Consider the following 12,301-nt stretch of genomic DNA (forward strand, 5'->3'; position numbering starts at 1 on the left):
CCGGACCAAAGGAGACCTGTATGCAAAAATCGAGAAGTGACCGTTTATTCTACGGATGTGTCTATCTGCTGACCATACTGGCGGTTGTTGTCACGTTGTATCCCTTTCTGTACGTCATTAGCATTTCATTCAGCTCGGTGGATGCCATCGACAAACAAAAAGTGGTATTGTGGCCCGTTGGCTTTACCCTGTCAGGTTACCAAATGGTACTGCAATACAAGGAGTTATGGGTTTCGTTCTACAACACTCTCTGGTACACCGTGGTAGGCACACTGTTGAACATTGTGGCAACATGTCTTGCCGCGTTTCCATTATCCAGACAGCAATTTTTCTTACGTCGTAAGCTGAATTTTTTCATCGCTTTCACCATGTATTTCTCGGGTGGGCTCATTCCGGTCTACATGCTGATTACTTCGCTTGGGCTGTACAATACCCGCTGGGTCATGGTGCTGCCTGTGTTGGTGATTACGTTTAACGTCATGATCTGCCGCTCGGCGTTCGAAGGCATTCCGAATGAGATTTTCGAAAGTGCCAGTATAGACGGGGCCAACGAGATGACGATGCTGTATCGTCTGGCGGTTCCCATCATCAAGCCAACACTGGCTGTGCTCACGCTGTACTATGCAGTATTCCACTGGAACAACTTTTTCTCGGCCCTGTTATATCTGGGCAAACAGGATATGCAGCCCTTACAGATGTTCCTGCGAAGGGTGCTGATCATGGCATCTCCGGAAGTGATGCAGAAGATGGGTGGCACGATGACATCCGGTGCGCTGGCCGTATCGACCCTTCAGGTTCGTTATGTATCCATTGTGGTCAGCATTCTGCCTATTGTTACGATCTACCCGTTTATCCAACGGTACTTCGTTAAGGGGATCACCCTCGGAGCCGTGAAAGGATAGCTTTACTTACTTAAGTGTCATGTCATTCAAGGGAGTTCAAAGTGGTTCATACCAAGGAGGAATGATGGATGAGATTTAAAGGGGCAGGAAGAAAAAGTGTAATGGTAGCGATACTGGCAATCAGCCTGGCGGGATGCAGCGGTGGAACAGGGGCGGGAACCGATGCGGGGAGCACCCCGTCCAGTTCGGAGCCAGCCTTCAATTATACCGGGGCAGGGCCGGTAACGGATCAACCGGATGCCAAGCTGTCTATTCTCGGTACCAACGCCTGGACGACCAACGTGGATCTGTCCACCGCAGCGATCGTTAAGAAAATCGAAGGCAATGCCGGTGTTACGGTGGATTGGGATCTCATTCCGCCGCAGAACTATGCGGATGCCGTAAATCCGAGGCTGGCTGCCGGTACCGGCTTGCCCGATATCGTGTATCTGCCGGATCAGGATCAGCTCATGAAGTACATCAATAGTGGCCTGTTTATCCCGATTGACGAGCTGGTGGAGAAGTACGGCGTGAATCTCAAAAAAATATATGAAAAGTCGCCTTCGGTCAAAGCCAGTTTAACGACGCCAGATGGTAAAATGTATTATATCCCGCAGCAGACGCTCACCCGCAACTACATGCCGGTATTTATGGTTAATGTGCGCTGGCTCGACAAGCTGGGACTAAGCGAACCGACCACGCTCGATGAGTTTACGGCGATGCTGCGCAAGTTCAAGACAGACGACCCGAACGGCAATGGAAAAGCCGACGAGATCCCGCTGTCCATGGAAGCCAAATTTGTGTCCATGGCCTTTGGTCCGGCCTTTGGACTTGATCTGTCCAATCAGTTTTATGCAGATGATCAGGGCAAGGTACATTTCAGCTATTATGAGCCGGCGTACAAGGAGTACCTGACCTATCTGAACGGACTGTACAAGGAAGGTCTGCTTGGGGTGGATTATGCGAGTACCACGAGTGATCAGGTCACATCGCGCATCTCTCAGGATGTCACCGGCGCAACGTTTAATTTTAGCTGGTACATGTCGATGGTCTACAGCCCGCTGTTCAAGGATTACAATCCGGAAGAGCCAATCATCAAAGGCATTCTGCCACTGAAAGGACCGCATGGCGATCAGTTCTACATCGGTCGTACGCCGGTTAGCGGCATCTTCGGCATCACGCGGGACAGCAAAAATCCGGAGCTGGCTTTCCGCTTCCTGGATTATGCGGTAAGTGAAGAGGCGCAGACGTATTATACGTGGGGCATCAAGGATGACACGTATACGGAAGAGAACGGTGTGAAGACATTTACGGACAAAGGCAAGGACAATGAATACATCCAGAAGCTCGGCATTGGTCCGGTGAATTTGCCGAACATTCAATCCACCGATTCTGCCGATTCCGTCGTAGCCCCTTGGCATGCAAAGATGGATAAGGAACTGGAGCCGTATGTCCGCGAACCGTTCCCGTTTGTCTATGCCCTGCCGGATGAAGCGAGCGTGGAGAGCATGGCGATGCCTGACATCACCACATATGTGGAAGAGATGAACTTCAAGTTTATTAGCGGTGATGCCGGTCTGGACCAGTTTGACAGTTATATTGAGACGCTGAAGAAGATGAATATAGAGCAGGTTATTGCAGGCAGACAGGCACAATATGATCGTTATAAGGCTGCACAGAAATAGGAAATAGGGTTTCAGGCGTATGAGAGGTGTTGATTGATTTTGATAACCATTAAAGATATTGCCAAACTGGCGGGGGTGAGCTATAGCACGGTATCGAAGGCGCTGAATGATGACCCCCGAATCAAACCAGCAACGAAGCAGAAGGTACTTGCGGTTGCGGAGAAACATCAATATCGGAAAAACATGCTGGCCCGACAGCTTTCCACCGGCAGGAGCAACATCATCGGTTTTGTGCTGGATGAACTGAGCAATCCGTTATTTTCGAACATCTCCGGCCGTCTGCACACCGAGCTGAAGAAGCGGGGATATCAGATGATCCTGGTGGTGGCCGATGATGGCGTGGATGTATTTAGCCAGCTGCGTGTCGACGGATGTATTCTGTGGGACTATGCACTGGATAATCGGGATGTATTTTGGAAAAAGTTCGCCACACTCAACATGCCATGTTTTGTGCTGGGGACAGATGAAGCGCCGAACTCTCCTTACATCAAGATTGATCGCAAAGAAGGATTGTTCAAAGCAGTGGAGCATCTGAAATCGCTGGGCCACAGCCGAATCGGATTCATCGGCAACTCCCAGCATGTCAAGCTGGAGGGATACAGGGAAGCGTTGCAGCGCACGGGTCTGGCTTTTAACGAAGATCATGTGCTGCCAGCGTATTCCTCCTGGGAAGATGGATATTTTGCCATACGTAATCATACGTTTGGGCCGGAGTCGCCTACAGCTTTTATTGGACTAAACAATTTGGTCACCCGAGGTGCGCTCCGGGCTTTGCTTGAGGCAGGTTACAGCGTTCCAGGCGATATCTCGTTAATCGGGTACGATGATCTGCCGGATATGCAGTATGCCGAAGTGGCCTTGACGACGATTGGGCCGCCTCTGGATGAACTGGCCGTGCAGGCAGCCGAGCTGATTGTATCGTTAATCCGGGATGAACAGGTTGATGTTCCGGTAGTGATCCAACCCAAGCTGAATCTCCGCAATTCAACGGCAAAGTGTTAGTCATACATGTATTAGGTGGTTACAACACTCAAGGAGGAATTGCTTATGCAGGTACAGACGCAGCTATCCTGGTCTGAGCGAATTGCAGCAACGATCATCCAGCAATGTGACGGAGACGGGTATCATGCGTTCCCTTCGGGAAGATGGGCATACGTGGAAGGCATGACATTGATGGCGATGGCACGAACCGGGCAGTATTATGGCAAGCCAGCGTATGTTGATTTTATGAAAAAACATATGGACTTGTATATCCAGCCCGACGGCTCTATTGGCACCTATACGTTGGAAGAATATAATCTGGATCAGATTAATCAGGGGAAAAACCTGTTTGCATTACTGGATGGTGCAGAAGATCAGCGTTACGCCGAAGCGGCGCATCTCTTGGCTGCACAGCTCGCAGGGCAACCCCGAACGTCGGAGGGTGGCTTCTGGCACAAAAAAATCTATCCATACCAGATGTGGCTGGACGGGCTGTATATGTCATCTCCCTTTCTGTCCGAGTATGCGAAGACATTTCATCACCCCGAGTTATGGGATGAAGTGGCACATCAGATTCTGCTGATCGAACGCCAGACCCGTGATCCGCGGACCGGGCTGCTCTATCATGGCTGGGATGAATCGAAGGAGCAGGTCTGGGCCGATTCATCGACAGGTTGCTCGCCACATTTCTGGAGCCGGGCGATGGGCTGGTATGCCATGGCGATTGTAGACAGCGTGGAGCATTTCCCCGTGAATCATCCAAAGCGCGGAACCATCATCGGCATCTTTGAACGGATGTGCCATGCTTTGGTACGCGTGCAGGAGCAGGAGAGCGGGTTATGGTTCCAGGTGCTGGATCAGGGCTTCCGCAAAGGCAACTATCTGGAAGCATCCGGGTCAAGCATGTTTGTATATGCACTTGCGAAGGGTGTGCGGCTGAGGTATCTGGAGCCGAATTTCAGAGCTGCGGCGGAGAAAGGATGGCAGGGACTTTCCTCCAGATTGGTGGAGGAGACGGCTGACGGCGTTCGGTTGAACGGGATCTGTCATGGCGCAGGACTAAGTCTGGACCGGGATGGCTCGTACAGCTACTATGTAAGCGAAGCGGTTGTAAGCGATTCCTTTATGGGGGTGGCCCCGCTCCTGCTGGCAGCACTGGAAATGGAGCGATTGCCATGACACAGCAGAGATTGCCGAATACAGCATTGGAATCATCTTCTCCCTGTCTGACGGTTGCTTCAGACGGGACGGGGGATTATGTGACGATTCAGGCTGCAGTCGATGCTTTGCCGGAGAATGGCAACGGAAACGTTCCGATTCGAGTGAAGGCTGGAGTGTATCATGAGAAGCTGCACATGGAGAAGCCAGGCATCCATCTGATTGGAGATGGAGCGGAGCAGACCATCATTACGTATGATGATTATGCCCTTAAGAAGTTCCCGGACGGGTCGCCATATCATACGTTTCATTCCTATACGGCTTTCATCGGTGCTGATGATTTCACGGCAGAGGGCATTTCCTTCGTCAATGCCGCCGGTCCGGGCAAGGAGGTTGGTCAGGCATTGGCCGTTTATGTAGATGGAGACCGGGCGGCCTTTCGCCGCTGTCGTCTGATCGGTCACCAGGATACGATCTTCACTGGCCCGCTGCCGGAGCAGCCCATGGATCGCAGTTACTTTGGCGGGCCACGCGATGGTGCCGAGCGGCGCAAACTGCGGCAGTATTTCGAGGACTGTTACATCGAAGGTGATATCGATTTTATTTTTGGCTCGGCTACAGTGGTGTTTAAGGGCTGCGAGATCTTTACGAAGAATCGCCTGACTGAAGCAGAGGCTGCGAATGGCCAAGTGAACGGCTGGATTACCGCCGCATCTACGCCGGAGGATGTGCGATATGGCTATGTATTTCTGGACTGTGATCTGACCAGCAATGCTCCGCCGCAGTCGGTGTATCTGGGCAGACCCTGGCGTCATCATGCCAAAGTCTGTTTCCTCAACTGCTGGATCGGCGCTCATGTGAAGCGCGAGGGATGGCACAACTGGAACAAGACAGATGCAGAGCAGACCGTTCAATATGCGGAGTATAACAGTGCCGGGCCTGGTGCCGGACGTGCTGCTGAACGTGTCCCGTGGGCCAAAATACTGACTGAACAGGAAGCGGCGGAGTACTCCATAGCCCGTGTGTTATCCGGGAGTGATGGCTGGCAGCCTTTTGAAGGGGGAGGGGAGCATCGGCGGTAAGATACGCCCTCTTCTCTGCGAAATATATAACACAGGCTTTCTTTCTAGTCCCCTAAGGACTTGGCGGAAAGCCTTTTCGGCGTGCTATATTACATTTTTCGCCCCCAATAGAACTATTTTATCCCTTATCTCCCAAGCATTTTACTGATTAAATACAGGGTGAGGATCTGTAAATTCCCTGTAAAATTTGGTGATGTCTGCTGAAAAAGATAACGAGAGGGAAGGTCCAATTTGGCAAGGGAAGGGAGTGAAGCGACACGCAACATCAGATGGCTGAATAAGGCTGCTCTAATCGATCACAGATCAGATGCAGGTGGACGATGGATGCCTTGTTTGCAAGGTGAACGTATCCTTAATACAGGAGGGATTTTGCTTGAATCAAGCTGTTCGATTCCGCCCAGTCATTACATTTGCTTTGGCATTTCTTCTTCTTATTTCGTGGTTTGCACCGAGAGCCGATGCCGCTGCCCAGTGGCAGGCAGGCACCGCATACAAGAAAGGAGACCTCGTAACATATCAACATAAAGATTATGAGTGTATTCAGGCCCACACGGCGTTGACCGGATGGGAGCCCTCTGTTGTACCCGCATTGTGGAAATACGTCGGGGAAGGTTCTGGAGGCGAAACACCAACGCCAGATACGTCACCCCCTTCTGTTCCTGTGGGTCTGACCTCATCCTCCATCACGGACACCTCCGTTAGTCTTTCCTGGAATGCATCCACGGATAATGTGGGCGTAACGGGATACGAGGTGTACCGGAACGGTGTTCTTGTGACAAGTACCTCCACTATAACGGTTGTAGTCACGGGACTGACTGCCAGCACGACCTATGCTTTTACGGTAAAAGCCAAAGATGCCGCAGGCAATATATCTGCTGCGAGCAGCTCCCTCAGCGTAACAACTTCCAACGGTTCTTCTAATCCTGGGCCAACCGGCAGCAAATGGCTGATCGGTTACTGGCACAACTTCGATAATGGTTCAACGAATATCAGACTTCGTAATGTATCAACAGCCTATGACGTCATTAATGTCTCCTTTGCCGAACCGATTTCACATGGCAGTGGAACGCTTGCTTTTACTCCATACAATGCAACGGTAGCCGAATTCAAATCCGATATTGCCTATCTGCAAAGTCAGGGGAAAAAAGTACTGCTTTCCATGGGAGGAGCCAACGGGACCATTGAGCTTACCGACGCGACCAAGAGACAGCAATTCGAAGATTCGTTAAAATCAATCATTTCCACCTATGGTTTCAATGGTCTTGATATCGATCTGGAAGGAAGCTCCCTGTCTCTGAATGCAGGGGATACCGATTTCCGTAGTCCAACTACACCGAAAATTGTTAACCTCATCCAAGGCTTGAAAGCGGTTAAGTCACACTTCGGCGCCAATTTCATCCTGACGGCTGCGCCGGAGACGGCCTATGTACAGGGTGGATATCTAAGCTACGGTGGCCCTTGGGGAGCATACCTGCCAGTTATCCATGCCTTGCGTAATGACCTGACCCTGCTTCATGTGCAGCACTATAACACGGGCTCCATGGTGGGACTGGATGGACGCTCCTACGCCCAAGGGACAGCTGATTTCCATGTAGCCATGGCTGAAATGCTGCTTCAGGGCTTTCATGTAGGCGGCAGCTCCGGCCCTTTCTTTAGTGCCTTGAGACCGGACCAGATTGCAATCGGTGTACCGGCTTCACAGCAGGCTGCCGGAGGCGGGTATACCACGCCAGCCGAGCTGCAGAAGGCGTTGAATTACCTAATCAAAGGTGTGTCGTACGGCGGTTCCTATACTTTGCGCCAGCCTGCGGGCTACGCGGGGATAAAAGGGATGATGACCTGGTCAATCAACTGGGACGCCTATACGAATAATCAGTTTTCGAGCGCACATCGTCCGTTCCTGAACGGGCTGAGTACGCAAACGACAAAGGAGGTTGTGTACTAGATGATACATTTTAATAAACACACTGCTTTCAAGAAAACCGCAAAGTTTCTCCTGGGTCTGTCCCTGCTCTTATCCATCATTGTTCCTTCTTTTGTGCTCCAACCCGCTACGGCAGCAGCAGCGGAATCTTATAAAATTGTTGGTTACTACCCGTCCTGGGCTGCGTACGGGAGAAACTATAATGTAACGGATATCGACCCAACCAAGGTCACGCATATCAACTATGCGTTTGCCGATATTTGCTGGAACGGTATTCATGGAAATCCGGACCCTTCGGGACCAAATCCTGTGACTTGGACTTGTCAGAATGAAAAAAGCCAGACAATTAATGTGCCCAACGGAACGATCGTGCTTGGCGATCCATGGATTGATACCGGCAAGACATTTGCAGGGGATACGTGGGATCAGCCCATTGCAGGCAATATCAATCAGCTGAACAAACTGAAACAAATCAATCCTAATCTGAAGACAATCATCTCCGTCGGAGGATGGACATGGTCCAACCGCTTCTCTGATGTGGCTGCGACTGCTGCAACGCGAGAGGTTTTTGCGAACTCGGCCGTCGACTTCCTGCGCAAATACAATTTTGACGGGGTAGATCTGGACTGGGAATATCCGGTATCAGGCGGACTTGATGGTAACAGCAAACGTCCAGAGGATAAGCAAAATTACACGCTGCTTCTGAGCAAAATCCGTGAGAAGCTGGATGCTGCCGGAACTGTGGACGGCAAGAAGTATCTGCTTACGATTGCAAGCGGTGCATCAACGACCTATGCTGCGAATACTGAGCTTGCCAACATAGCTGCCATCGTCGACTGGATCAACATTATGACATACGATTTTAACGGGGCTTGGCAAAAAGTCAGCGCGCATAATGCGCCGTTGAACTATGACCCTGCGGCTTCGGCTGCCGGGGTGCCGGATGCCAATACATTTAATGTGGCTGCCGGAGCACAAGGGCATTTGAATGCAGGGGTACCAGCCGCCAAACTTGTGCTTGGTGTCCCATTCTATGGCCGCGGCTGGGATGGATGCGCACAGGCGGGCAATGGCCAGTATCAGACCTGCACGGGAGGTTCTTCCGTTGGAACATGGGAAGCGGGGTCCTTTGACTTCTATGATCTGGAGACCAATTACATTAATAAAAACGGGTATACCCGTTACTGGAACGACACGGCCAAAGTGCCATATCTCTATAATGCATCCAACAAGCGTTTTATTAGCTATGATGATGCGGAGTCTGTTGGATATAAAACCGCTTATATCAAGAGCAAGGGGCTTGGCGGTGCGATGTTCTGGGAGCTTAGCGGTGACCGCAACAAAACACTCCAAAATAAACTGAAAGCCGATCTGCCTACTGGAGGTACAGTGCCTCCAGCGGATACGACGGCGCCAAGCGTACCGGGAAATGCCCGCTCGACAGGTGTGACGGCTACCTCGGTGACGCTGGCTTGGAATGCTTCAACAGATAATGTGGGTGTTACTGGATATAACGTCTACAATGGTGCCAATCTTGCTGCCTCCGTCAACGGAACGACCGCAACCATTAGCGGCCTGTCAGCGGGTACTTCGTATACCTTTACGATCAAAGCAAAAGATGCCGCAGGCAATCTGTCTGCATCCAGTAATGCGGTAACCGTAAGCACTGCGACTCAGCCGGGAGGGGATACGCAAGCGCCAACTGCACCGGCGAACCTGACATCGACAGCGCAAACGACATCCAGCATAACGCTGAGCTGGGCGGCATCCACGGATAACGTGGGTGTAGTCAGTTATGATGTGTACAATGGAACGACACTTGCGACATCCGTGACTGGAACGACCGCAACGATCAGCGGGCTTGCTGCGGATACCTCGTATACGTTTACGGTGAAAGCAAAGGATGCGGCGGGGAATGGTTCTGCTGCAAGTAATGCGGTGACCGTGAAAACAACAGCAGGAACGACAAATCCTGGCGTTTCAGCTTGGCAGGCAAATACAGCCTATTCTGTCGGACAGCTGGTCACGTATAGCGGCAAGACCTATAAATGTTTGCAGGCCCATACGTCCTTGCCTGGATGGGAACCATCCAATGTTCCTGCATTGTGGCAGGTTCAATAGTTAAAATATGTAATACAACATTTTGAATTAAAGCGTGCAGTGTTAGCGAGGCTTGGCTATAGGGAGGAGAATATAACGAAAAAACACCGGCTACGGGTCCGGTGTTTTTTCGTTATATTTGTCAAACCAAGCAGGCTCCAAAAAGGCTACTCATTTAGAAATCGAAGTTGTCCGGGTCAGGTCCAACGCGTACATCTTCGTTCAGAGCACTAATCTGATCCATCTCTTCATTTGAAAGTTCAAAGTCGAAGATGGAGGAGTTCTCAATAATCCGCTGTTCTTTGGTGGACTTCGGAATAGTAATGACCCCATTTTGCAGATCCCAACGCAGGATAACTTGTGCAACCGATTTGCCTTTGGCTGAAGCAATCGCCGTGAGTACTGGATTGTCCAACAGCTGACCTTGCATCAAAGGGGACCAAGCTTCAAGCTGGATACCATGCTTTTCGCAGAAAGCTTTAAGCTCAACCTGAGTCAGGCGAGGGTGGTATTCCACCTGATTGATCATCGGTTTCACTTTGGCATCCTGCATCAGGTCTTCGAGATGATGAATCTGGAAGTTGCTTACCCCAATAGCCTTAATCCGACCTGCTGCGTACAGCTCCTCGATTGCTTTCCAGGCTGCTTTGTATTTGCCTGCCTTAGGCCAGTGAATCAGATACAGGTCCAGGTATTCCAGTCCCAGTTTGTTCAATGTGGTATCAAAAGCCGCAAGCGTCTCTTCATATCCGAGGTCTGCATTCCATACTTTAGATGTAACAAACAGTTCTTCGCGTTTCAGGTTGTTCTCTTGCAGAGCTTCGGCAATCGCTTGGCCCACACCGGTTTCATTGCCGTATATTGCAGCAGTATCGATACTGCGGTAGCCATGTTTGATCGCATTTTTCACAGCTTCAATCAGTTCAGATCCTTCTTCTACCTTAAATACACCAAGTCCGAACCAAGGCATGGAAACACCGTTATGCAGAGGTACTGTGGATTGTAAATGTTGTGCTGTTTGAGCTGTTGTCATGAGATTTCCTCCTTCAAATGTGTAAAAATCAGTCAATCCAAGCTGTATTGCCATTATTTCATCATACAAAATCAAATCATAGTAGATCAAATTGGGTTCAACGTATATAGTATAATACAATACGATATGAAACCGGTTCCCTCCACTTAGAGTTTGGAACCAATATGACAAAGGTCGAGCCCAGTCAGAATGGAAATTAGAACGAAGCTTTCTCCATTTCGACTGATGCATGTTGATCCTTGCTTTCCAGCATTTTAGCCCATGCGGTCAGGATTACAGCTACGAGAACCATTAAGGCTCCGACCCATGTCGTGTGAATCAAACCAATGGAGTCATTGATCACTCCACCCAAATAGGCACCTATAGCGATCCCTGCATTAAATGCGGCGATGTTAAAGGCTGAAGCTACATCCTTGGCCTGTGGGGCATATCGTTCAGCCAAGGTTACAACGTACATCTGAAGACCAGGTACATTCATGAAGGCTAGCAGACCCATACCCATAATGGTGAGAAGTGCTGCTAACTTGAACGGGACCGTAAAGTACATTACGCCCAGAATGATCGTCTGAATGATGAACATGTAGAAGAGCGCCTTGAGCGGGTTACGATTGGCCGCTCTGCCGCCGATGATGTTGCCAACAGCAATGGCGATTCCGTACAACAACAGAATGAACGCGACTGTTTTCTCGGAATATCCGCTGATATCATGCAATAACGGAGACAAATACGTAAATACAACAAATGTTCCTCCGTACCCAACGGCAGTGATGGCAAAAGCAAGCAGCAAGCGTCCGCCTGTAACCAGCTTCAGCTGAGCCCGAAATGCTGTTCGTGTTCCGCGTTTCAACGTGGATGGCACGAGTATTAGATTCCCGATCATCGCAACGATGCCAACCACAACAATCAGGACAAAGGCAGCGCGCCAGCCCCAATGTTGACCGATGAGTGTACCGAGAGGTACACCGGTTACTGTGGCAATGGTTAGACCCGAGAACATGATGGCAATGGCACTCGCCCTACGGTTTGCAGGTACCAGATCGGCGGCAATCGTGGAGCCGATGGACATGAACACGCCGTGTGCGAGAGCGGACACCACTCGTGCAATGAGTAACATGGTGATACCCGTCGACAGTGCAGCCATGGTGTTACCCGCAATGAAAACAATCATGATGGCAAGCAGAAGCGTTTTGCGAGATATGGTAGACGTCAGCGAGGTCAGAACAGGAGCCCCGAAGGTAACGCCTAATGCATATAAAGTAACGGTCAGTCCCGCTGTAGTTACGGAAATGCCCAGGTCATCTGCAATGAGGGGCAGTAGCCCAACGCTGATAAATTCTGTGGTACCGATTGCGAATGCACTAATGGCCAGTGCTAGCAACGCCCACGTGCTGCGTTTTGAATCTTGTAACATTTCTTGCTCAACTCCCCCGAATGTAGATTTACGTACCGGCAAATGC

Annotated in this window: 9 protein-coding genes; 7 read left to right on the plus strand and 2 right to left on the minus strand. The window is 50.5% G+C overall.

Features of this window, described 5'->3' with window-relative positions:
- Positions 1-20: 20 nt before the first annotated feature.
- From ACE3K2_RS25235 to ACE3K2_RS25265, 7 genes are all read left to right on the plus strand, one after another.
- Entirely contained in the window at positions 21-902 is an 882-nt protein-coding gene (locus tag ACE3K2_RS25235) for a carbohydrate ABC transporter permease (protein WP_124116782.1), read from the plus strand.
- A gap of 68 nt (positions 903-970) precedes the next feature.
- Positions 971-2,566 (plus strand): extracellular solute-binding protein, encoded by a 1,596-nt coding sequence (locus tag ACE3K2_RS25240; protein WP_421896517.1) that lies wholly within the window; start codon positions 971-973, stop codon positions 2,564-2,566.
- A gap of 39 nt (positions 2,567-2,605) precedes the next feature.
- Positions 2,606-3,568, plus strand: a complete 963-nt coding sequence (locus ACE3K2_RS25245) for a LacI family DNA-binding transcriptional regulator (RefSeq protein WP_421896520.1) — start codon at positions 2,606-2,608, stop codon at positions 3,566-3,568.
- A gap of 45 nt (positions 3,569-3,613) precedes the next feature.
- On the plus strand, positions 3,614-4,726 hold the full coding sequence (locus ACE3K2_RS25250) for a glycoside hydrolase family 88/105 protein (protein WP_421896523.1): 1,113 nt from the start codon (positions 3,614-3,616) through the stop codon (positions 4,724-4,726).
- Positions 4,723-5,787, plus strand: a complete 1,065-nt coding sequence (locus tag ACE3K2_RS25255; protein ID WP_421896526.1) for a pectinesterase family protein — start codon at positions 4,723-4,725, stop codon at positions 5,785-5,787. The genes ACE3K2_RS25250 and ACE3K2_RS25255 overlap by 4 nt, the downstream gene beginning before the upstream one ends.
- Positions 5,788-6,160: 373 nt before the next feature.
- On the plus strand, positions 6,161-7,732 hold the full coding sequence (locus tag ACE3K2_RS25260) for a chitinase (protein ID WP_421896529.1): 1,572 nt from the start codon (positions 6,161-6,163) through the stop codon (positions 7,730-7,732).
- Positions 7,733-9,832 carry a glycosyl hydrolase family 18 protein gene (locus ACE3K2_RS25265; RefSeq protein WP_421896532.1) on the plus strand — a complete coding sequence of 700 codons (2,100 nt, stop codon included), beginning with the start codon at positions 7,733-7,735 and terminating at the stop codon, positions 9,830-9,832. It abuts the gene before it with no gap.
- 154 nt (positions 9,833-9,986) lie between these two features.
- On the opposite strand, the gene ACE3K2_RS25270 is transcribed toward ACE3K2_RS25265, so the two are convergent.
- The gene (locus ACE3K2_RS25270; RefSeq protein ID WP_421896535.1) at positions 9,987-10,844 is read right to left on the minus strand and encodes an aldo/keto reductase; all 858 of its coding nucleotides are present in this window, start codon (positions 10,842-10,844) and stop codon (positions 9,987-9,989) included.
- A 196-nt stretch (positions 10,845-11,040) separates the two neighbouring features.
- Positions 11,041-12,255 carry an MFS transporter gene (locus ACE3K2_RS25275; RefSeq protein ID WP_421896538.1) on the minus strand — a complete coding sequence of 405 codons (1,215 nt, stop codon included), beginning with the start codon at positions 12,253-12,255 and terminating at the stop codon, positions 11,041-11,043.
- Positions 12,256-12,301: the final 46 nt, after the last annotated feature.

The organism is Paenibacillus sp. (assembly GCF_048976745.1).
Taxonomy (GTDB): Bacteria; Bacillota; Bacilli; order Paenibacillales; family Paenibacillaceae; genus Paenibacillus.